Source organism: Nisaea denitrificans DSM 18348, from assembly GCF_000426505.1.
Taxonomy (GTDB): Bacteria; Pseudomonadota; Alphaproteobacteria; order Thalassobaculales; family Thalassobaculaceae; genus Nisaea; species Nisaea denitrificans.
The window spans coordinates 281,267-302,604 of sequence record NZ_AUFM01000015.1; the positions used below are offsets into that span (position 1 = coordinate 281,267).

The 21,338-nt window shown below is 61.5% G+C and carries 19 protein-coding genes and 1 pseudogene; 5 read left to right on the forward strand and 15 right to left on the reverse strand.

Annotation, left to right across the window (positions count from 1 at the left end):
* Positions 1-67: 67 nt before the first annotated feature.
* Positions 68-1,363 (forward strand): tRNA (N(6)-L-threonylcarbamoyladenosine(37)-C(2))-methylthiotransferase MtaB, encoded by a 1,296-nt coding sequence (mtaB, locus tag K328_RS0111770; protein WP_028466145.1) that lies wholly within the window; start codon positions 68-70, stop codon positions 1,361-1,363.
* Positions 1,360-2,307 carry a signal recognition particle-docking protein FtsY gene (gene ftsY / locus K328_RS0111775; RefSeq protein ID WP_084608258.1) on the forward strand — a complete coding sequence of 316 codons (948 nt, stop codon included), beginning with the start codon at positions 1,360-1,362 and terminating at the stop codon, positions 2,305-2,307. Before mtaB ends, ftsY begins: the two co-directional genes overlap by 4 nt.
* Positions 2,308-2,457: 150 nt before the next feature.
* Here the strand turns inward: ftsY and K328_RS0111780 are convergent, their stop codons facing one another.
* The 15 genes and pseudogenes from K328_RS0111780 to K328_RS23725 form a co-directional block, all read right to left on the reverse strand.
* On the reverse strand, positions 2,458-2,994 hold the full coding sequence (locus K328_RS0111780) for an NUDIX hydrolase (RefSeq protein ID WP_028466147.1): 537 nt from the start codon (positions 2,992-2,994) through the stop codon (positions 2,458-2,460).
* Between the two features lie 115 nt (positions 2,995-3,109).
* Entirely contained in the window at positions 3,110-3,349 is a 240-nt protein-coding gene (locus K328_RS0111785; RefSeq protein ID WP_028466148.1) for a hypothetical protein, read from the reverse strand.
* Positions 3,350-3,441: 92 nt separating this feature from the next.
* A complete protein-coding gene (locus K328_RS0111790; protein WP_028466149.1) occupies positions 3,442-4,644 on the reverse strand; it encodes a phosphoglycerate kinase in 1,203 nt (400 codons plus the stop codon).
* Between the two features lie 79 nt (positions 4,645-4,723).
* Positions 4,724-5,896 (reverse strand): ABC transporter permease, encoded by a 1,173-nt coding sequence (locus K328_RS0111795; protein WP_036553943.1) that lies wholly within the window; start codon positions 5,894-5,896, stop codon positions 4,724-4,726.
* The gene (locus tag K328_RS0111800; protein WP_028466151.1) at positions 5,893-6,891 is read right to left on the reverse strand and encodes an ABC transporter permease; all 999 of its coding nucleotides are present in this window, start codon (positions 6,889-6,891) and stop codon (positions 5,893-5,895) included. The genes K328_RS0111795 and K328_RS0111800 overlap by 4 nt, the downstream gene beginning before the upstream one ends.
* Before the next feature lie 12 nt (positions 6,892-6,903).
* Positions 6,904-8,823 (reverse strand): ABC transporter substrate-binding protein, encoded by a 1,920-nt coding sequence (locus K328_RS0111805; protein ID WP_028466152.1) that lies wholly within the window; start codon positions 8,821-8,823, stop codon positions 6,904-6,906.
* Entirely contained in the window at positions 8,820-9,872 is a 1,053-nt protein-coding gene (locus K328_RS27165; RefSeq protein ID WP_425411519.1) for an ABC transporter ATP-binding protein, read from the reverse strand. Before K328_RS27165 ends, K328_RS0111805 begins: the two co-directional genes overlap by 4 nt.
* Positions 9,864-10,718, reverse strand: a pseudogene (locus tag K328_RS27170) (ABC transporter ATP-binding protein); the annotation flags it as partial. The pseudogene K328_RS27170 and the gene K328_RS27165, both read right to left, overlap by 9 nt.
* 29 nt (positions 10,719-10,747) lie before the next feature.
* Positions 10,748-11,248 (reverse strand): hypothetical protein, encoded by a 501-nt coding sequence (locus tag K328_RS23710; RefSeq protein ID WP_051284820.1) that lies wholly within the window; start codon positions 11,246-11,248, stop codon positions 10,748-10,750.
* A gap of 10 nt (positions 11,249-11,258) precedes the next feature.
* Positions 11,259-12,020 carry a polysaccharide deacetylase family protein gene (locus tag K328_RS23715; protein WP_051284821.1) on the reverse strand — a complete coding sequence of 254 codons (762 nt, stop codon included), beginning with the start codon at positions 12,018-12,020 and terminating at the stop codon, positions 11,259-11,261.
* On the reverse strand, positions 12,017-13,180 hold the full coding sequence (locus K328_RS0111825; RefSeq protein ID WP_028466154.1) for a glycosyltransferase family protein: 1,164 nt from the start codon (positions 13,178-13,180) through the stop codon (positions 12,017-12,019). Before K328_RS0111825 ends, K328_RS23715 begins: the two co-directional genes overlap by 4 nt.
* Positions 13,177-13,770 (reverse strand): histidine phosphatase family protein, encoded by a 594-nt coding sequence (locus tag K328_RS0111830; protein WP_028466155.1) that lies wholly within the window; start codon positions 13,768-13,770, stop codon positions 13,177-13,179. The genes K328_RS0111825 and K328_RS0111830 overlap by 4 nt, the downstream gene beginning before the upstream one ends.
* Positions 13,764-14,891: a glycosyltransferase family 4 protein gene (locus tag K328_RS0111835; protein ID WP_028466156.1), complete on the reverse strand. Its 1,128-nt coding sequence runs from the start codon at positions 14,889-14,891 to the stop codon at positions 13,764-13,766. The genes K328_RS0111830 and K328_RS0111835 overlap by 7 nt, the downstream gene beginning before the upstream one ends.
* Positions 14,888-16,159 (reverse strand): glycosyltransferase family 4 protein, encoded by a 1,272-nt coding sequence (locus K328_RS23720; protein ID WP_051284822.1) that lies wholly within the window; start codon positions 16,157-16,159, stop codon positions 14,888-14,890. The genes K328_RS0111835 and K328_RS23720 overlap by 4 nt, the downstream gene beginning before the upstream one ends.
* Positions 16,160-16,205: 46 nt before the next feature.
* Entirely contained in the window at positions 16,206-17,438 is a 1,233-nt protein-coding gene (locus K328_RS23725; protein WP_245577502.1) for a glycosyltransferase family protein, read from the reverse strand.
* A 219-nt stretch (positions 17,439-17,657) separates the two neighbouring features.
* On the opposite strand from K328_RS23725, the gene K328_RS0111850 reads away from it, so the two are divergent.
* From K328_RS0111850 to K328_RS0111860, 3 genes are read left to right on the forward strand one after another with little or no spacing between them, the layout of a single operon-like run.
* Complete coding sequence (locus K328_RS0111850; RefSeq protein WP_028466157.1) at positions 17,658-20,294, forward strand: ABC transporter transmembrane domain-containing protein; 2,637 nt, start codon at positions 17,658-17,660, stop codon at positions 20,292-20,294.
* A 29-nt stretch (positions 20,295-20,323) separates the two neighbouring features.
* The gene (locus K328_RS0111855; RefSeq protein ID WP_028466158.1) at positions 20,324-20,779 is read left to right on the forward strand and encodes a cyclic nucleotide-binding domain-containing protein; all 456 of its coding nucleotides are present in this window, start codon (positions 20,324-20,326) and stop codon (positions 20,777-20,779) included.
* A 9-nt stretch (positions 20,780-20,788) separates the two neighbouring features.
* On the forward strand, positions 20,789-21,277 hold the full coding sequence (locus K328_RS0111860; RefSeq protein ID WP_028466159.1) for a class I SAM-dependent methyltransferase: 489 nt from the start codon (positions 20,789-20,791) through the stop codon (positions 21,275-21,277).
* Positions 21,278-21,338: the final 61 nt, after the last annotated feature.

Here is a 21,338-nt window from a genome sequence, read left to right on the forward strand (position 1 = left end):
CATGGCTCCCCGCAGCCCGCCACACTTGCATTTCGCGCCGATTCCGGCCATTTCTCCGCCCATGACCATGACTGACGACAATTCGGATGGGCGCGAAAAGGCCCGGCCGGTCGAGACTTTCGGCTGCCGGCTGAACGCGTATGAGTCCGAGGTGATCCGCGACCATCTCGTCCGTGCCGGGCGAGAGGATGTTGTCGTGATCAATACCTGTGCCGTCACCAGGGAAGCCGAGCGCCAGGCCCGGCAGGCGATCCGCAAGGCCCGCCGCGCCAATCCGGACGCCGAGATCGTGGTCACCGGTTGCGCCGCGCAGATCAACCCGGATGCCTATGCCGCGATGGACGAGGTCAGCCGGGTGGTCGGCAATGAGGAAAAGCTGAAGGCGGACACCTGGGCCACATCCGGAAGTATTCCCGGCGAGGCGAAAATCCTCGTCAACGACATCATGAGCGTGAAGGAAACCGCGCCCCATCTGGTGGCCGGTCTCGAAGGACGTGCCCGGGCCTTCGTACAGGTCCAGCAGGGCTGCGACCACCGCTGCACCTTCTGCATCATCCCCTTCGGACGCGGCAACAGCCGCTCGGTGCCGATGGGTGAGGTTGTCCGTCAGGTGCGTGAGCTGGTCACGAACGGCTATCGCGAAATCGTGCTGACCGGCGTCGACATCACCTCATACGGCGGCGATCTGCCGGGCAAGCCGGAACTCGGCCAGATGGTCCGCCGGCTGCTGGCCCAGGTGCCGGAACTGCCGCGCCTGCGTCTCTCCTCCATCGACGCGGTGGAGATCGACGACGATCTGCTGCGGCTGGTCCGGGACGAGCCGCGCCTGATGCCGCATCTCCATGTCAGCCTGCAAGCAGGCGACGACATGATCCTGAAGCGGATGAAGCGCCGGCATAACCGTTCCGATATCATTACATTCTGCCGCGAAATGCGTGCGGCCCGTCCGGACGTCGCCTTCGGCGCGGACATCATCGCCGGCTTCCCGACCGAGACGGAGGAGATGTTCGCCAACAGTCTCGCCCTGGTCGAGGAATGCGGCCTCTCCTACATCCACGTCTTTCCCTATTCCGCCCGGCCCGGCACCCCTGCCGCCCGCATGCCGCAGGTTCCCGGTCCCGTCCGCAAGGAACGCGCGGCCCGGCTGCGCGCCGCCGGTGAACGCTCCCTTGCCACCTTCCTCGAGGGGCTTGTCGGCAGCACACAGTCGGTGCTGGTCGAAAAACCCGGTCTTGCCCGGGCGGAGAATTTCGCACCGGTGCGGATCGAAGGCGGAATAGCTGGCGAGCTGCTGTCTGTCCGCATCACCGGGACGGACGGCACCCATCTTCTTGGACAGATCGAACGGAAATCCGCCGCATGAGTGACGAGTTGGGTGAGGGCGGAGAGCGCCGGGGCTGGTTCCGGCGCCTGAAGGACGGGCTTGCCAAGTCCTCTTCAAAACTGGTTGGCGGCATTTCCGGTGTCTTCACGACCAAACGGCTGGACGAAGCCAGCCTGGAAGAGCTGGAAGACGTCCTGATCACTGCCGATCTGGGTATCGAGACATCCGCCCGGCTGATCGCCAGCCTCTCGAAGGCGAAGTTCGGCAAGGACGTCACCGACGAAGAGGTCCGGACGTCATTTGCCGAGGATATCGCCGAAATCCTCCGCCCGGCGGCAAGGCCGCTGGATGTCGCCACCGGCCGGAAGCCGCATATCGTCCTCATGGTCGGTGTGAACGGCAGCGGCAAGACCACGACCATCGGCAAGCTGGCCAAGCAATTCAAGGATCGCGGCCTCTCGGTGATGATGGCCGCTGGCGACACCTTCCGCGCCGCCGCCATCGAGCAGCTTCAGGTCTGGGGCGAGCGCACCGGCACGCCGGTGATTGCCAAAGCGCAAGGGTCGGACGCCGCCGCCCTCGCCTTCGACGCCATCAACGAGGCAAAAGCCGCCGGTGCGGACGTGCTGCTGATCGACACCGCCGGCCGCCTGCAGAACCGGGCCGAGCTGATGGAAGAGCTGGCCAAGGTGATCCGGGTGATCCGCAAGCAGGACGAGACGGCACCGCACGATTGCGTGCTGGTGCTCGACGGCACGGTCGGCCAGAACGCGCACAATCAGGTCAAGGCTTTCAAGGAAATGGTCGCGGTCAGCGGCCTCGTCATCACCAAGCTCGACGGCAGCACGCGGGGCGGCGTGGTGGTGGCATTGGCGGATCAGTTCGAGCTGCCCGTCCATGCGGTCGGCGTCGGTGAAAGTGCGGAAGATCTGCAACCGTTCGACGCAGATCGTTTCGCCCGCGATCTGATGGGGCTGGAATAGGTTTCTCCTACACCGTTATCCCTCCCTACATCGTCATCCCGTCGAAAGACGGGACCCAGGGGAGACGGGCGTCATTTTACGATCTCTGGGTCCCCGATCAGGGTCGGGGAAGACGATGAAAAAACGAGAAAACCAGAGCAGCAGCTCTCTTCAAACACCCATCGGCATTTCGGAGCGTGGGGCGAATTCGCCCTGGCCCAGCGTTTCCCGGTAATGGGCGAAGGCCCAATGCACTGTGGGGAAAGCGATCTCGTCCCACGGGATCTCATCCCAGGTGAAGAGGCCGACATCCTCCGATTCAATGCCTGGGGAGACGTCTGGTGACAGCAGCCGGGCACGGTAGATCATCTGCACCTGGCTGATCCGGGGAATGTTGTAGACGCCGAGCAGCGGGCCAATCTCGATCCGAGCATTGGCCTCTTCCCAGGCTTCCCGGGCGGCCCCGTCCTGGGTCGACTCGCCCTCTTCCATGAAACCGGCAGGCAGGGTCCAGTAGCCGATGCGAGGCTCGATCGCCCGCTTGCACAGGAGGAACTTGTCCTCCCAGGTGACCACCGCTCCGACGACGATTTTCGGATTGATATAGTTGATGAAGCCGCAATCGGTGCAGACCAGCCGCTCCCGCTCATCCCCTTCCGGTATGAGTTTCGTTACCGGACCTTTCAGGTTTGACCGGGAGTCGGCCATATCGCTCACCACTGGTTTTCTGTCTTCACACGCACCCCGAAACCGTAGCAGAGCGGACAAAAGAAAGCGCGACCCTTTGCAAGGCCGCGCATAAACTCTGGGGGCTGTGGCGATGTCAGACGAAGATGTCTATCTCATCACCGCGTTGGCGTTGACTCTCCCTGCGGGCTGAATTCCGGAGCGCGGTTGCTCGCTCGTTATCGCCCTGTATATCGCTGCTTTCGTCGGAACTGGCGATCGCCGCCTTCGTAAGCGGCCGGTTATTCCGGTCGCGCTCCTGTTCCACCGGTCGGGGGGCAACCAGTGTCGGGAGTGTCGCGTTCAGCGGAACTGATACCGGGACTGCGGGGATCATTTACCTTCTCCAACACCGTTAAATATGCGTGAAGAATGATAAAGAGTCAAATCGACCCGAGGAAAACCGCCGATTCGTGGGATTTGGGAACGTTAGCGGCCCGCCATCAGAGCGGCCACGCCGGGAAGGGTTTTGCCTTCCATCCACTCAAGAAACGCGCCGCCCGCCGTCGACACATAGCTGAAGCGTTCCGCCACCCCGGCATGCACGAGCGCGGCCACAGTATCGCCGCCACCGGCCACGCTGAGCAGAGCGCCCTGATCGGTCAGCTCGGCCGCCGTCCGCGCGAGGGACACGGTCCCGGCATCGAACGGCGTGATCTCGAAAGCGCCAAGCGGGCCATTCCAGACCAGCGTCTCACTCTCCCTGAGAACATCCGCGAACCGGGCAACACTTTCCGGGCCGGCATCAAGGATCATCTTGTCCGCCGGCACATCGGAAGCAGGAACAACTTCTGAAGGCGCGCCCGCCGCGAACTCACCCGCGACCACGCAGTCGGTCTGCAGGCAGATGGTGCAACCTTCCTGTTCCGCCTTTGCAATGATATCGCGCGCTGTGTCCGCCAGATCGCGTTCGGCGAGAGATTTGCCGACCTCATGGCCCTGGGCGAAGAGGAAGGTGTTCGCCATACCGCCGCCGATGATCAGGTAGTCGACCTTCGGCAGCAGATTGCCAAGCAGTTCGAGCTTGGTGGAAACCTTGGCGCCGCCGACAACCGCAACGACTGGGCGTTTCGGCGCTTCCAGCGCCTGACCGAGCGCTTCCAGCTCGGCCTGCATCAACAGGCCCGCATAAGCCGGCAGGTGACGGGCGAGGCCTTCGGTCGAGGCATGGGCGCGATGTGCCGTGGCAAAGGCGTCGTTCACATAAACGTCGCCCAGCTTTGCCAATGCTGCGGTGAAATCTTCCGCGTTCTTTTCCTCACCGGCATGGAAGCGGAGGTTTTCCAGCAGCAGCACGTCGCCATTGTTCATGGCCCCGACAGCCGTCGCCGCCGTCTCTCCAATACAGTCTTCCGCAAAGGTGACCGGATCGCCGCCAAGAGCCGAAGACAGCGGCGCGACGATCGGCGCCAGCGACATTTCCGGAACCCGGGCTCCCTTGGGGCGGCCGAAATGAGACAGAACCACGACTTTCGCGCCCTTGCTCCGAAGCGCCCGGATCGTCGGCACGGCCCGCTCGATCCTTGTCGCATCCGTCACCGCGCCATCTTTCATCGGCACGTTCAGGTCAACCCGGAGCAAAACAGTCCGGCCGCGAGCGTCAATATCTTCAAGAGTGCGATAAGCTGGCATCATCAGGTCTCCGCGCCGATTTCCGCCGCTTTCAATCACAGTCGGATCGCAGTTTCAAGTGTGGTCACGCGCGGGACGGCTACTTATAGGGATCGGCCGCGTCGCGCAGGCCGTCACCGAAGAAGTTGAAAGCCAGAACAACGAGGATCACCGGCACCACCGGCGTCATGATCCAGGGGTAGAGTTCCACCGCGTTTATGTTCTGCGCTTCCGTCAGCAGCACCCCCCAGGAGGTGATCGGCGGGCGCAGTCCGAGCCCAAGGAAACTCAACGCCGTCTCGCCCAGGATCATCGACGGGATCGACAGCGTCGCCGAGGCGATCAGGTGGCTCATGAAGCTTGGCAGCAAGTGCCGCCCGATGATCCGTTTCGGCTTCGCGCCCATAAGCTGGGCGGCGACCGCGAAATCCTCCTCGCGCAGGGCCAGCAGCTTGGAGCGGACTGCGCGAGCGAGGCCGGTCCAGTCCAGCAGGCCGAGAATGATGGTGATCCCGAAATAGATCAGGATCGGGCTCCAGGTCACCGGCAGGGCGGCGGAGAGCGCCATCCAGAGTGGCAGTTCCGGGAAAGACCGGATCACCTCGATCACCCGTTGGGTCAGGCTGTCGATCCAGCCGCCGTAATAGCCGGCCATACCGCCTATCACGATGCCCAGCACGAAGCTGACCGCAATGCCGATCAGGCCGACGGTGAGCGAGATCCGGGTGCCGTAGATGATACGCGAGAACATGTCGCGGCCGAGCCGGTCGGTGCCGAGCAGGAAGAAAGTCCCGCCCTCGGCCGGACAGACCAGGTGGAAATCCATCTCCACCATACCCCAGAACCGGTATGGATCGCCGCTGCAGAGGAAACGCAGCTCCTGCACCTTCTCCGGGTTGTCTGTGTATTCGCGCTTCAGGTTGCGCATGTTCAGCGTGTAGTCGAGCCCGTAAACGAACGGCCCGACGAACGATCCTTCATGGAACAGATGCACCGGCTGTGGCGGGGCATAGATATGGTCCGTGTGACGGGTGGCCAGGCCATAAGGCGCCATCATCTCGCTGATGATGGTCGAGAGATACAGCAGGATCAGGAACAGCCCCGAGATGACCGCGACCCGGTGGCGCTTCAGCTTCCACCACATCATCTGCCACTGGGACGCCATGTAGTAGCGTTCCTGCTCCGGCGTCAGCACCGTGTCCGAATTCGGATCGAACGGTTCCCGGTTGACGTAATGGTCGGTACGCGGCCCGTCGGCGGAGGAAATGCTCATCGGTTCGTCCCTCCGCCGAGCCTGATGCGCGGGTCAAGCACCGCCAGGAGCAGATCGGAGATAAACATGCCGATCACGGTCAGCAACGCCAGGAACATCAGGAAAGAGCCGGCAAGATACATGTCCTGACTTTGCAGTGCCCCGATCAGCATCGGGCCGGTGGTCGGCAGGGACAGCACCATGGCAACCACGGCAGAGCCCGAAATCACCTGCGGCAGCATATTGCCGATATCGGCGATGAAGGGGTTCAGCGACATCCGCAGCGGGTATTTCATCAGCGCCTTGAAGGGATGCAGGCCCTTGGCCCGCGCCGTGACGACATATTGCTTCTGCAACTCATCCAGCAGGTTGGCGCGCAGCCGACGGATCATCGCGGCGGTTCCGGACGTGCCGATGACGACGACGGGCACCCAGAGATGCTCCAGCACCGACATTACCTTCTCGCCGCTCCAGGGCTGGTCGAGGTATTTCGGATCCATCATCCCGCCGATGGATGTTCCGAACCAGATATTGGCGAGGTAGAGCAGGATCAAGGCCAGCAGGAAGTTCGGCGTGGCAAGGCCGATGAAACCGAGGAAGGTCAGACCGTAATCGCCAAGGCTGTACTGATTGGTCGCCGAATAGATACCGATCGGAAAAGCCACCACCCAGATGAAGATAATGGTCGCGAAGTTCAGCACGAAGGTCAGGAACACCCGGTCGCCGACCACGTCCGCGACGGGCAGCTGATATTCGAAGGAATAACCGTAATCGCCCTGCAGCAAGCCCGTCGCCCAGTGGAAATATTGCACGTACATCGGCCGGTCGAGGCCGTATTGCGCGCGCAGAGCGTCGATCTTGGACTGGTCGACATTCTCGCCCTGGCTCTGCATCTCGTTGATCATCGTGGTGAGATAATCGCCGGGCGGCAGCTGGATGATGATGAAGGTAATGATGCTGATGGCGATCAACGTCGGCACCATGATCAGAATGCGGCGGGCTAGGTAAGTCAGCACTGGCTCTCTCCCCTAATCCGCGCTTGCGTTCGTGGCCGACGTCTCGTCGAACCAGAAGGTATCCGGCAGATAGACCCCGAAATGGGCCCCCGGATCCCAGTTATAGACGGCTTCCTTCGGCACGTTCTGGAGCGCGTTCGAAACCACGACCGGCTGCAGCACGCCGGAAACCAGCCCGATGGTGAAAACCTGATCGGCATTGATCTGCAGGATCTCTTCCCAGGCGCCCTTCTTCACGGACCGCGTCGAGGCATCGCGCCAAATGACGTAAAGCTCTTCCAGCCGCTTTGCCGGGCCCATGTCCGTCGCTTCGCCAGACATGCCGCCGGTTTCGATGAACTGGCCCCATTTTGGCCATTGCAGCTGCTGTTGCGAATACGGAACGAAGTCCTGCGGGCTGTTCAAAGCCGTCGCCAGGCCGTTCTCAGCACCGGCCCAGACGGACATCAATGTCTCTCCGGAGAAAATCCGGTTACGGAAGACGTTTCTCTGGGAAGGCCGGGTAAAAATCTTGATGCCAGCCTCCAGCCAGGAATCGTGGATCAGGGACAGAACGTCGGTCTGCTCCGTGCTCTCGCCCGCCGTCTCGACAATCAGCTCCATCGGCCGGCCATCCGGCAGCAGGCGCAAACCGTCCTCGCCACGCTTGAGACCGATCTCGTCGAGCAGAGCATTCGCCTGCTTCAGGTCAAACGTCGCCCAGCGGGTCTGGTAATCCTTCTGGTAAAGCGGCGATGCTGGCAGAACCGTATTATTCCCCTCGTATGCCAGGCCGTAATAGATCACCTGGTTGATCTCGTACCGGTTGACGGCAAGCGACAGGGCGCGGCGAAACCGAACATCCCGAAACAGCTCTCGCCAGACCGGGTCGATGGCATTGAGATTGGGAAACAGTGCCATATGCGCACCCTTGGCCGTGCGCCAGAGCCGCGTGCGGAACGGGAACCGGTCTTCCGCTTCTTTCAGGAAAGTATAATCGTCGAAGGAAAGATAACGGGCCTGCAGGTCCGTATCGCCCGCGCCCGCCTTCGCCGGAATCAGTCCCGGGCTGGCAATGTCGAAGATCACTTCGTCGATATAGGGCAGCTGGCGGCCTTTCGGGTCGACCCGGTGGAAGTAGGGATTGCGCTCGAACCGGAACCGCGTCGAGTTCGCGTTTCCAGTCACTTTCCAGGGCTGCAGCACCGGCAGGTCCGGATTATCCATCCTGTAGAGGTTGTCCATCTTGTTGTGCATGGCCGCCCAGTTCCGCTGCTTGGCGTCCTCCACCCGCTTGGCCATTTCGTCCGGTTTTGCATAGGCAGCATGCATCGGCTTCAGATAATGGGCCGGACGGTAGATATAGAGCGGGCTCGCCTTGGCCAGCGCCGGCAGGAAGTCCGGGTTCGGCTTCGACCAGGAATAGCGCACCGTGCGCTCGTCGATCATCTGAAACAGCGGCGCCTCACCATCCACCATCATGACGCTTGGCGGGCCGGCCGGCGACAAGTCCGGGTTGTTCGCCACGTCTTCCCAGAAATACCGGAAATCCTCTGCCGTGAACGGGTGGCCATCGGACCAGCGGTGATTCCTGCGCAGGATGAAGGTGAAGACCCGTTCGTCCTCGACGATGAAGTCCTCGAGAATATCCGCGAAGAACTCGTAATCACCGGGCTGGTAGCTGACGAGACGGGCATAGCCGTAGACCGTCATCTGCCGCGTGTCCTTGCTCCGCGACATCAGCATGCGGAGCGTGCCGCCATACTGACCGAGCTCCGCGCCACGGGCCTCGAAATCCAATGTCAGCGGCGGTTGCGGCAGCCGGTCGGCCATCGGTGGCAGCTCGCCAGCGGCCACACGTTCTTCAAGAGACGGTACCTCGGCGGCGATACCCGGCACCGTTGTCATCAGCAAAGCGATTAAGAAGACCGGAAGTGCAAACCAGTGTTTCACGATGCCAGCCTCAGGGTCAGGGCAGATTCGTCGGCCCGCACGAAATGCCCGTCGCCGAGATCGATCAGACGCGGATGGGTCTCCTCGCTGACCGTAAACGGCGCCGGCCATTCGGACGGGATCGAGCAGCGGCTATCCATTACGGATTCGAAATCAAGCGGGTTGTCGAGGCTCGGATCCGGAACCGCCCGGAGCAGCGCCTTGGTATAGGGGTGCACCGGATTGCGGAACAGCTCCTCGCGCGGCGCCAACTCAACAAGGCGTCCGGCACACATCACCGCGATCCGGTCCGCGATATAGTCCACCACCGCCAGATTATGGGAGATGAACAGATAGGTGAGGTTCAGTTGCTCCTGCAGGTCTTTCAGCAAATTCAGGACCTGCGCCTGGATCGAGACATCCAGCGCGGAGACCGGCTCGTCGCAGATCAGCATGCGCGGTTTCAGGGCAAGTGACCGGGCGATGCCGATACGCTGACGCTGACCGCCGGAGAAGCTGTGCGGATACCGGTTCAGGTGCCGGGCATCGAGACCTACCAGCTTCATCAGCTCCGACACCATCTCGCGCCGGTAGGCATCGTCCCCGATACCGTGAATAACCAGCGGCTCGCTGACAATATCGAACACCGTCATCCGCGGGTTGAGGGAGCTGAACGGATCCTGGAAGACGAACTGCAGCTTCTGGCGGAAATCGGTCAAACGATCGCCATCAAGCCCCAGCACATCGATTTCGCCATCCTGATCCGCGTAGGTGACAGCACCCTGATCGGGCGTGAGAGCCCGCATGATGGTCTTGCTGAGGGTTGTCTTGCCGCACCCGGATTCCCCGACGAGGCCTAGACATTCTCCCGGCAACACCTCGAAGCTGACGTCATCCAGCGCGTAGACTTTCGATTCATCGCTGGAAAGCCACGCCCCCTGGCGGATGGTGAAACATTTCGAGAGGTTTTCGACCTTCAGAATGGGCTTCTTGCTGTCGACCGGAGCCTTGTCGGACTCGGTCGGCGCCAGCAAATGACCGGTTTCGCTCTTGATCTCCCGAATCGGCACAAGCCGCTCGCCCGGCTCCATGTTGAAGCGCGGCACCGCTGCCATCAGAGCCTTCAGATAGGGATGCTGCGGATCGCGGAACAATTGCTCGCGGGTACCGCTCTCCATCACCCGGCCGCGATACATCACCACAACGTCGTCGGCCATGTTTGCGACCACGCCAAGATCGTGCGTGATCATCAGCACGGCCATGCCGAGTTCGGCCTGCAGGTCCTTCATGAGTTTCAGGATTTGCGCCTGGATGGTGACGTCGAGCGCGGTTGTCGGCTCGTCCGCGATCAGCAGGGACGGACGGCAGATCAGCGCCATCGAGATCATCGCCCGCTGCCGCAAGCCCCCGGACAGCTCGAACGGATAGGTGCGCAGCGCCCGGGCCGGATCCGGAAAGCCGACCATCCGGAGCATATCCTCGGTCAGCTCCTGCGCCTCGCGCCCGGAGACGTTTCGGTGCAGCTCCAGTGCCTCGCGGATCTGGTTGCCCACCGTGTGTAGCGGCGAGAGCGAGGTCATCGGTTCCTGGAAAATCAGCGATATCTGACCGCCGCGGATCTGCCGCATCGCCTTGCCGTCGCGATGGAGCCGCGCAATGTCGGTGATGGTGCCTTTTTTCCGGTCATCGGCGAACAGGATCGAGCCATTGCGGATCTGGGCGGTCGGCGGCAACAGGCCCATGATTGCCTGGCTGACAACGCTCTTACCGGAGCCTGATTCCCCGACCAGGGCCACGGTCGTACCCGCCCGCACCTGAAAAGAGACCTTGTTTACGGCGAGCAGTTCTCCGCCCGGCAAGTCGAACCCGACCTGCAAATCCCTGACCCGCAGCAGCGGTGTCAGTTGGTCGTTCATGCCTTTAATCCCCCTGATCCGCCGGCATCCTAATGATCCCTTGCGGCCAGCCCCGTGTTTATCCCTGCAGCCACCAGATTATCGGTTGTCGCCTGGGTAAGGCCAAGATTGTTTTTTCTGGCAGCGGAAGCGGCATGCTCCAGCACGGCCTCAAAACCGTCAAGTGTCGATTCGATGGCGATTTTCGCACCGTTCCGATCTTTCAGGACAAGATGCATCCAGCCTTTGTCCTTCTCTTTCTGGGTCGAATAGTAACGCAGGTCCATCACGCCCAGTTCGGACCACCTGATGTCCTTGCCTAGAGGGCCGAGCGCCCGGATTCCGTCGTCATCGACTTCGAATTTGGTTTGTCCCCGGAGCCAGGTTTTGACGACGAAACCGGCAAAGAGCAGCGCGAACAGCACGAAAACGATCTGGAAAGCCCCGATCATCGGTGCAAAAGCGACCGGGAAGGCGGTTATCGCAAACCCGAGGCCACCACGTACATAATCCCCCGTAATCGCACCTTGCTGGTATCCGTGCAGGCTCATTCCAGATCCTCTATAGGCAAAAACAGTCACGTGGCGCGATCAGGTCAACGGCCGCATGGGACTTCAATTCCAGCGCCAGAGTCTCAAGCGCGCGCCAATCTTCATCCACCATTACCAGATGATGCGTCAAAAGTCCGCTTGGCTCCTTCGCATCCGCCCGGCCGATCCGGCGCGCTTCAAGATGATTGGCCAAAGCAGCCGCCACGGCACCTGTCCCAACAAATTTCCGCGTACCGCGCCAGTCGATGACATCGATATGGGTGTTAACGCGGCGCAGGCCGGGCGCGGCTTCCGACGCATGGCGCGGACCGAAAGTCGAAAGCCCCGTGAAGCCGCTATCGGTGAGGCAGTCCACCAGATCCGGCGCAATTCGGTTCCATGGCGGAACGAAACAAGGGAGCAACCGGTCTGGAAATGCTTGCCGAAGCCGGGTGAGGCCCTCCCCGGCATCCCGGCAGCTGCCCGAGAGCGGCCGTGACGCCGGGAATTCGCATTTCTTTTCACCCGCCGCCGCGTGATTGCGATGGGCGAAACCATGGACCAGAAGCTCCGCGCCCACTCCTGTCAGGCGGGCCGCCAGAGCGTCTGTATCAGCGCCCTCGGGGATAACAGCAAGACCTGGCGCCCATCCGGTTGCATCAGCCATTGCAAGCAACGGCTCCAGGGCCGGGGTCGGGCGCTGCAGATCGTCGTCCCGCCACCAGATCGTGGCGGTCAGTCGGTCAGAGGCCCAGCGATCCAGCTCGCGCAGAAGCGCCCCTGCTCCAGTCATGCCGGCTCCAGCAATTCACTCAGGATGCGCGCCGTGCCTGCTGCGCCGTCAAGATCAATACCCGAAATGCCCGTATCCCGGCCCGCCACCGCCTGCTGCATCGCGAGCGTAAGTGCATCGTGGCTCAATGCATTTTCCTGCACGACGGCAAGGCGGCCACGCTGGGCCAACAAATCCGCCCGCACCCGTTGCTCGGTCTCGACGCCTCCCTCATAGGGGATCACCACGGACGCCGTTCCTGCTGTCAGCACTTCGGCAAGCGTGTTGTAGCCCGCCTGAGAGATAGAAAGAAACGCCCTCGAAATGATTGCTGCCAGATCGGGCCGGCTGCGCTCGACGATCACACCGGGGCCTGCATGGCTTTCGATCTCGCGCGCTGCATCGTCCGGCATGTGCGGGCCGGTGACAAAGCGCCATGTCCGGTCGGCATAGGGCAGCTCGGGTCGGAGCCGCGCCACCGCGCGCATGATATCACCGCCGACGGCGCCGCCGCCGGCCGAAACCACCACCTCGCCCGTGCCATCCCCGGTACCATCGCCCGCCATGTCGATCGGGTTAAGCACATAGCCGGTATAGCGGACCGGCGGCGTAAGCTCGTCATACATGGGAAAGGTATCGGCGAGGCTGATGACCGCTTCGTCGCCGTGTATCAGGACCATGTCGTAGTAACGATCCACCGTCTCGACGATCTCCCGGTTGCGGTCCGGGCGTGGCTTGGTCACCAGAATATCGCGCATGGAGGAGACGATTTTCGGCTGCCACGGCGCCGCCTTTGCCCGATCCAGCAACGGCAACAGCTCGAAACGCATCTGCCGGCGTCCGAATGGAAAAAGCTCCGTGAAGAGAATATCGGGGCGGATCTCCTCGAACAGGTCGAGCAACGTGTCGCGCCGTACGGCGCGCCAGGCATCGTCAATTTCCTGCCCGCTTTCGTCCGCCAAAACCTTGAAAAGACTGTCCACGGCACGTACGGGCGGCAGCTGGTGCAAAATCGCACCGCCAATATCCAGATGCGGAACCGGCATGCCGCCGGAGACGAAATGCACCTCGAACCCATCGGCGACCGCCGCCTGCGCAACCGCCGCCGCACGGCGCAGATGGCCGATCCCCAGCAGGTTCTGGACGTAGAGAAAGAGCGTCTTGGGCCGGATATCCGTCATGAAAGCAGGCTCACATTCATTGCGTCGGGATGGATATTCCCGTCCGGGTCGAGACGGACCATATGCATGGCAGCCCAGTCAAGCCGGACTGGGGGTTTTCCCATCATGTCCCAGCCCCAGGCGAGCGCCAGCGCGGCCCGGATCACACCCTTGTGGGTGACGGCAACGCAACATTCCGGCGCTGGCTGCCGGGCGCGCAGCTTTTCAAACAAAATCCCGAGCCGGGCCTGAACATCGCGCGGAGACTCCCCGCCCGGCGGCCGAAAACCCAGACCGCGATCCTCGTTGGCCTTCATTTCGGCACCGAATTGAGCTCTGAGATCAACAAGCCGCTGACCTTCCCAGTCACCCCAGTCCATTTCGATCAACAGCGGCTCTACTTCGAGGGCCACGCATCTCGCCAATGATGCGGTCTCCCGGGCGCGGCCAAGCGGCGAGACCAGGGCTGGCGCCGACCGAAACGCATCCGGAAGCCGGTAGCGGGCCGCCTGTGCCCGGCCGGTTTCCGAAAGCGGAATATCAGTTCGGCCTTGCACCCGGCGCTCGGCATTCCAGTCGGTCGGCCCGTGCCGCAGGAAGCCGATCAACATGGCAGGGCCTGCAGCGCCACGGTCAATTGCCCTGCGATGCTTTCGAGGCTATGGCAGCGGTTTGCCTGCTCCCGACCCGCCGCGCCGAGCGTGCGCGCCAGATCCATATCGAGAAGCAGCTGGTCAAGGTTCTCGGCAAAGGCTACGGCATCTCCTTCCGGACAAAGCAGACCTGTTTCCCCATCGCTCACGATGTCCGGCACCCCGCCGACATCGCCAGCGACCACCGGGAGGCCGCTCGCCTGCGCCTCCAGTAATGCCATGCCATAAGCCTCGTTGATGGAGGGCCAGGTGAGGATATCCACCGCTTGATAGAGAAACCGCAACCGCGCGACATCCACCGTCCCAAGCAGATGGACACGCGCCCGATGCGGAGAAAAGCAGGCCTCAACCTCCGGCCGGCCGGCACCATCGCCAGCAATCACCAGCGCCCAACGCCTTTCAGCTGGAACGCGCGACAAAGCATCAGCCAGAATTCGGTAGGAATCGATTTTCACACCCGGCCGCATCATGCCGACAGCAAGCAGTAGCGGCTCCCCGGCGGCAATCCCCAGCTCTGCCCGCAAGGCCGGGCCGGCAGACGAATCAACCTGATAGGGCAACCCGTCGAGGAACGGTTTGATCTCGAGATACGTCCCACCGGGCCCCAGGCATGGCGCCACGCATGGCTTGTCCCGGCTGTTGAAGCCAATGACAAGAGCCGCCTGGCCGAGCGCATCCAGGATCCGATGATGGGAGTCCGCCCAGGGGCCTCCCGCCCTTTTCGGCGCATTCGAGGCTTCGGCCACTACATAGGGAATGCCAAGCCGCCGGGCGACCGCGGGGCCGATCAGATCCGGCGCCTTGTAATAGAGATGGTACGAGAACCAGAGGTCTGGTGTCGGAATTCTTCCGGATTCGCAACGTTCAACGAACCTGTCCGCAAAGCGCGCCCCCAGACGCACCAGATGAGCCTGGCGTTCCGGATCCCCCTCACCGTCCCGGCTGCGTAGCCGGGAAGCAAGGAACACGTCATGACCACCCGCCCTTAGAGCCGCCATCAGCAGGCGCGCCATGCGCCGATCGCCGGAAGGGGTTGGCGCGTCAGGCGATTTCAGGGGCGCGTAGAAGGCAATCCTCACGCCGCTTCATCCGCTCCGGCAGCAGCACCCGTCTCCGCCGAATTAAGCCCGAGTAACGCCGCAAGCGTCCCGATTGCCGCCTGATGACCGAACCGGGTACGCACTTTGGCTTCGCCGGCGACACCATATTGCATCCTGAGAGCCGGGTTCTGGATCAGACTTTCGATAGCCGCAGTCAGCGCGGTGATATCGTCAGGTGGGACGAGAGCACCGGTCACCCCATTTTCAATGAGCTCCGGGATGGCGGATACATCGGTCGCTAGGCAGCAGAGCGCCTGGCTCTGCGCTTCCATCAATACATTTGGCAGCCCGTCCCGGTCGCCATCCTCGGCGATCCGGCTCGGCAGAATGAAAAGATCGGAGTCCCGATAGGCTTCAAGAACTGCACTCTGCGCCGCCGCGCCCCGCCAGGTAGCACGGTCCTTGAGCCCAAGCTCTTCAGCCTGGCTCTTCAGCGCCTTCAGCTCCTTGCCGCCACCGATATGCGTCCAGTGCCAGGATAATTCCTTCGGAAGCCGGGAAAGGGCATCCAACAGCTGGTCGAACCCCTTCTTCGGAACAGCACGGCCAACCGACAGCAGGCGCACAGGCTCACTGCCGCCATCGCGCTCCATCATGCTCTCTCCTCCAGGCGAGAAACTGGAGAGATCGAGACCGTGATAGACCAGCCTGGTCTTGCCCGGCACCAGGGAGTCCAGATGCTCAAAGCCATAGCGCGTGCAGGTCACGGCCCAGGCCGCATCGGCCAGTTTTTCGCGCTTCTCCCAGTCCGGCGAGAGCCAGATATCCTTGGCGTGCGCCGAGGCAGACCAGCTCCGTCCGCTCATCAGCGCCGCATAGCGGGCAACCGAGGACGGTGTGTGCAGGAAATGCGCATAGATGTGGCGGAACCGCGGATCGAGCTCGGTGGCCAGCACCAGCGCCTGGCCGAAACGCCGAACCCGGTTCGGGGTGAAATCACGCTTCAGATCCGTCAGCCAGAGACGAAAGACCGCGCCGTAGCCAGGCATCCGGCGAGCCTTCCACCAGGCTTTCAGAACCCTCAACGGCTCCTGATAGAGATATTCCGGCAGATAGTTCACCGCGCTGGTGATCTTGGCATGCACCGGGTGACTGGCCTTGTCCGTCGGGCGACGCAGGGAGACGATGGTGTAATCGAGCCCGAGGCGCTGCAGTTCAAGAATCTCCTGCGCGATGAAGGTTTCCGAGAGACGCGGATAGCCCTTCAGAACGATTGCCGTCGGAACACTCGTCGCTGATCTTGTCATAGCTTACTGAACCAATGTAACGCCTGTCCGCGATCCGGACCCTGGCTCAGGCTTCGCGGCGGAGTACAGAGACCTTGGCGACGTTGCCGTGCTCGTAGAGCCAATGCTGTGCCAGCCGATTGACTTCCTCAAGCCCGTCCAACATTCCGGATTCCATGGTTTCCGATGGTTTCGGCTGGCTGGGCAGGCGCCGCAAGGCATCTGACATGACATGCGGATCGCGTTCGCCATCATCCACGAGCATGGCGGTGATCCCCAGCTCTTCGGCGCGCGCGGCCCGGATATACTGTTCCATCCGCGGCTCCGTCCGGGGCACGATGAGCGCTCGCTTGTCGAAGGACAGGATCTCGCAGAAGGTGTTGTAACCGCCCATGGCAACGATGCCCGCCGCCCGCGCCATCAAACTCTCGATCCGTGAATCGAAGGTGATGACATCAACCCGGTCAAGCTCGGCTGCCCGCTCCATGAAGTCGTTCTGCAGCTCAGCCGGCATAAACGGTCCAAGCACGAGAAGGGCGCGATAGGGGAGATCCGTATCTGCCTCGTATGCCTTGAGAGCCCAGTCCATAAGACCGTCACCATCGCCACCGCCACCGGCCGTGACAAGAATGAACGGATCTTCCAGATCCGTCGTCATGATCGGGTGCACATGGCTCGGCACCTTGCGTTTCAGGTACCCTGTATAGGACGTTTTGGCCTCTACGGATTTTGGCATCGGCATGCCGGAATAAGGATCGCAGACAGACTGCAGGCCATAGACCCAGATCTCATCATAGAAATCGCGGAGCGCTTCAACCGCGTTCTTTCGCTCCCACTCGGGCAGCAGCTTCTCAGGCTCGTCCATAACGTCGCGCAGACCGAGAACCAGCGGAGTTCCCCGCTCTTTCAGCATCTCCAGAGTAGGCCTGACCTCACCGCGCAGCCCCCAGGGCTCCTTGTCGACGATGAAAAGATCCGGATCGAACGCATCCGCCGTGTGCTTGATGATCGAAGACCGCAGATTCAGCGTGTCCTCAATATCGAGATGCAGGTTGAGCGACGTGTAGTCGCCGTTGCGCAGCTTGATCACGCCCGGAATGCGGACGAAATCGACGCGCGTGCGGAAATCGAAGCTGCCAATAATTGGCGAGCCGGACAAAATCAGCACGGACAGATCGGATTGCTGCTCCACCAAGGAGTGCGCGATTGCCCGGCAGCGCCGAAGGTGGCCCAGCCCCATCGTATCGTGGCTGTACATCAGCACACGTTTCGGGCCGCGCTTGTTGCTCGCGTATGTCAAACGCCCATCCACTCACACATCGGCCTTGAAAGCTGAAGGCCCCGCTGACTCGCAGGTTCGATCCCCACGCATATCCCCATTTTTTCACTATGCCACAGTGTGCCTTGTGGCAAAACCAGTTTGGCCCTTCACTGATTTACCTTATGACACTGTTCAGTTACTGTTTTGCGTGCAAACGATTTTTGCCGACAGCATCAACCGGCATAGGCTACCGATCGCATGGAACCTACGATATTCCGGTTCATTTTCCGGCATAGCAAGAAAGAGCAGATCTTCCTTCTTGTGCTGACCGGGCTCTCTTTCCCGTTTCTTTATTATTCCCTGGATCTGCCAAAAACCATCATCAACCAGGCCATCGGCGGAAAAGACTTCCCCCGCGACCTATTTGGTTATCAGTTTGATCAGATCCCCTATCTGCTGCTGCTGAGCGTGATCTTCCTCGCCCTCGTCTGCATCAATGGCGCATTCAAATACTATATCAACGTCTATCGCGGCCAGCTCGGCGAACGTATGTTACGCCGGCTGCGCTACGATCTTTATGCTCGGGTTCTGCGGTTCCCTCTGCCACATTTCAAACGGGTCAGCCAGGGCGAGGTGATCCCGATGATCACCGCCGAGGTCGAACCGCTGGGCGGCTTCATAGGTGATTCAGTGTCGCTGCCGGCTTTTCAGGGCGGCACCCTGCTGACCATTCTGATCTTCATGTTCGTGCAGGACCCTATCCTCGGAACGGCGGCCATCGCGCTCTATCCGATCCAGGGCTATATCATTCCGAAACTGCAACGTCGTGTGAATGAGCTCGGCAAGGAACGGGTGAAAGCGGTTCGCAATCTATCCGACCGGATCGGCGAGAGCATTTCCGGTGTTCAGGAGATCCACGCCAACAATACGGCGCGCTTCGCGCTCGCCAATTTCACAGCCCGGCTGGGCGAGATCTACACGATCCGCTACGAAATCTACCGGCGGAAGTTCTTCATCAAGTTCCTGAACAACTTCATAGCCCAGCTCACCCCGTTCTTTTTCTATTCGATCGGCGGCGTCCTTGTGATCAAGGGAGATCTCACCTTCGGGGCGCTGGTCGCCATCCTCGCTGCCTACAAGGATCTTTCCGCGCCCTGGAAGGAACTGCTGACCTACTACCAGCGTAAGGAAGATTCCCGGATCAAGTACGATCAGGTGATCGAGCAGTTCGATACTGCAGGCAGCCTGAGCGAAGCCCAGCAACTGGACGAGCCGGAAGAGCCTGTCTCCCTTGCGGGACCGGTCGTGGTGCGAAATCTCGGCCTCAAGGATGACGACGGCGAAATCCTGCTGGAAAACGTCAATTTCGAGATCAAGCAAGGCGAAAAAATCGCGATCGCGGGACCCGGCGGCGGCGGCAAAGATATGCTGGCCATGGTCGCCGCCCGCCTGCTGTCGCCGACATCCGGCAGCATCACCATGAACGGGATCGATATCGCGGGACTGCCAGAGGCCGTCACCGGGCGGCGGATCGGTTATGTCGGACCGGGCGCCTTCGTGTTCTCCAGGACAATACGCGAAAACCTGCTGATGGGCGCTCGCCACTTCCCGCACGGCGATCCGGACCCTGATTGCTTCCCCGACGCCCCGGCACAGCGCCTGGCCGCCGAGGCAGCCGGAAACTCGCTCGATCCGATTTCAGCCCACTGGGTCGACTACCAGGCGGTTGGCATCGACGAAGAGAACCTGAATGTACGCCTCGCCGACCTGTTACGCGTGGTCGGCCTTGAAGACGAAGTCTATGCCTTTGGCCTGCGCGGCTCTCTCAATGTGGCGGGCAAGGAAGAAGCAGGCCATAGGATCCTCGGAGCACGGTCAAAACTCCGCTCACGCCTTGAGGAACTTGGACTGGACCATCTGATCGAGCCATTCGATGCCGAGAAATTCAATACCAATGCGACCGTCGCCGAAAACCTTCTGTTCGGCACCCCTGTTGGCGAACAGTTCAGGCTCGATCATCTCGCGGGGGATCCCTATGTCCGCTCGATTCTCGACAAGGTCGGTCTGACAGAAGATTTTATCCGGATCGGCCGCGATGTGGCCACGACCATGGTCGAGCTGTTCAAGGACTTGCCGCCTGACCATGAATTCTTCGCGCAGTATGCCTTCATCTCGGCCGACGACCTGCCGGACTTCCAGACCCTGTTGCAGCGGGCCGACAGGGTCGGCCTGGAAGGTATGGAGCCGGCGGACCGGAACCGCTTCCTCGAGTTGCCGTTCAAGCTGATCCCGGCCCGGCATCGCCTCGGAATGATCGAGGACGATCAGCAGACCCGGATCCTTGAAGCCCGCAAAGCCTTTCGCGAAGGCCTGCCGGAAGAGCAGCGTTCGGCTCTTGAGTTCTTCTCGGTCGACCAGTTCAATCTCGCGGCGTCGGTGCAGGACAATATCCTGTTCGGCAAGATCGCCTACGGCCAGGCCGATGCCGGCAATCGTGTCGGTGCGGTCCTCGCGGAAGTCATCGAGTCCGAAGGCTTGCGTGATACGGTGATCTTGATCGGGTTGGGGGCTGAGGCCGGGATCGCCGGCTCTCGTCTCACCGCCCCGCAGCGGCAAAAAGTCGCGATTGCCCGCATGTTGCTCCGCCGGCCGGATATCCTCATCCTGAACGAGGCGGTTTCAACCCTCGATTCCGGGGTTCAGGGGCCGACCATTGCCCGCATCCTGAATGAGGCTGCCGACCGTACTGTTATTCTCATTGCGCATCGCGCCCGCTTGGCGCAGCCGTTCGACCGTGTTCTGGTAATGCGCGGCGGCCGGGTGATCGAGGACGGCTCGTTTGATACTCTCGACAAGGAAGGGACCGCGCTTCGGGCACTGCTGGACGAGGAATAACCCGGAACCGGTAACGTAAAAGGTCTGCCATGAGTCTGAATGAAGAAGTCGAGCTCCTGAAGAATATCCCGCTCTTCGCCAAGATCGAGCCGTCGAAGCTGAAGCTTCTCGCCTTCACCTCGGAGCGACTGAATTATGCGGACGGACAGGTGCTCTTCAGTCAGGGGGATACCGGCGACGCCGCCTATATCATTATCGACGGCACCGCCTCGGTGTTGATTGGAACAGGGAACGGCACGGTCGAAGTTGCTCAACTCAGCAAGGGAGACGTGGTCGGCGAGATCGCCATTCTCTGCGATGTGCCGCGGACCGCGACCGTGCAGGCCAAGGAATCCCTGACCACCCTGAAGATCAACAAGGAAGCCTTCTTCCGCCTCGTCACCGACTTCCCGCAGATCGCGGTCGAAATCATGCGCGAGCTGGCGGGACGTCTGGAACAGACAAACATCAAGCTCCGCGCCGCTCTTTCAGATAACGGAAACTAGCAACAGCGCATGAGCCGCCTCGACAGTGCCATCCGGCGTCTTCAGGCGCAGCAACTCAGCCTGGAATGGGCCGCCTCAGCCGTTGCAACTCATTCCGGAAACGCAATAGAACTCGGCCTAGGCAACGGCCGGACCTTCGACCATCTGCGCTCTCTGATGCCGGAACGGCCTCTCTATGTGTTCGACCGCCAGATCGCCGCGCACCCGGACTGCATCCCGGCCGACGACCGGATTTTCCTCGGTGACTTTCGCGAAACGCTGATCAAGGCGAAGCAGGTTCTCGGCCAGACCGTGCTGCTGGCCCATCTCGATATCGGCACAGGCGATAAAGAGGCCAGCATCGCGCTGGCCGCTGAAATTGCACCGCTCGTTGACAGTCTGCTCGCCGACGGCGCCGTCGTGGTCAGCGACCAGCCGGTGACGCTGCCGCGCTGGACAAGCGCGGTATTGCCGGAAGGTATCAAGCCCGGCCGTATCCACCTCTACAGGATCGGCTAGCCCTGCCGGGTTGAACAAGACCGGAAAAGACGCATCTCTGATCCAGGAAATCATCATTCAA

Coding starts and splice junctions, on each gene's coding strand:
- mtaB (WP_028466145.1), top strand. CDS start 68: ATGACTGACGACAATTCGGATGGGCGCGAAAAGGCCCGGCCGGTCGAG.
- ftsY (WP_084608258.1), top strand. CDS start 1,360: ATGAGTGACGAGTTGGGTGAGGGCGGAGAGCGCCGGGGCTGGTTCCGG.
- K328_RS0111780 (WP_028466147.1), bottom strand. CDS start 2,994: ATGGCCGACTCCCGGTCAAACCTGAAAGGTCCGGTAACGAAACTCATA.
- K328_RS0111785 (WP_028466148.1), bottom strand. CDS start 3,349: ATGATCCCCGCAGTCCCGGTATCAGTTCCGCTGAACGCGACACTCCCG.
- K328_RS0111790 (WP_028466149.1), bottom strand. CDS start 4,644: ATGCCAGCTTATCGCACTCTTGAAGATATTGACGCTCGCGGCCGGACT.
- K328_RS0111795 (WP_036553943.1), bottom strand. CDS start 5,896: ATGAGCATTTCCTCCGCCGACGGGCCGCGTACCGACCATTACGTCAAC.
- K328_RS23710 (WP_051284820.1), bottom strand. CDS start 11,248: ATGAGCCTGCACGGATACCAGCAAGGTGCGATTACGGGGGATTATGTA.
- K328_RS23715 (WP_051284821.1), bottom strand. CDS start 12,020: ATGACTGGAGCAGGGGCGCTTCTGCGCGAGCTGGATCGCTGGGCCTCT.
- K328_RS0111825 (WP_028466154.1), bottom strand. CDS start 13,180: ATGACGGATATCCGGCCCAAGACGCTCTTTCTCTACGTCCAGAACCTG.
- K328_RS0111830 (WP_028466155.1), bottom strand. CDS start 13,770: ATGTTGATCGGCTTCCTGCGGCACGGGCCGACCGACTGGAATGCCGAG.
- K328_RS23720 (WP_051284822.1), bottom strand. CDS start 16,159: ATGACAAGATCAGCGACGAGTGTTCCGACGGCAATCGTTCTGAAGGGC.
- K328_RS0111850 (WP_028466157.1), top strand. CDS start 17,658: ATGGAACCTACGATATTCCGGTTCATTTTCCGGCATAGCAAGAAAGAG.
- K328_RS0111855 (WP_028466158.1), top strand. CDS start 20,324: ATGAGTCTGAATGAAGAAGTCGAGCTCCTGAAGAATATCCCGCTCTTC.
- K328_RS0111860 (WP_028466159.1), top strand. CDS start 20,789: ATGAGCCGCCTCGACAGTGCCATCCGGCGTCTTCAGGCGCAGCAACTC.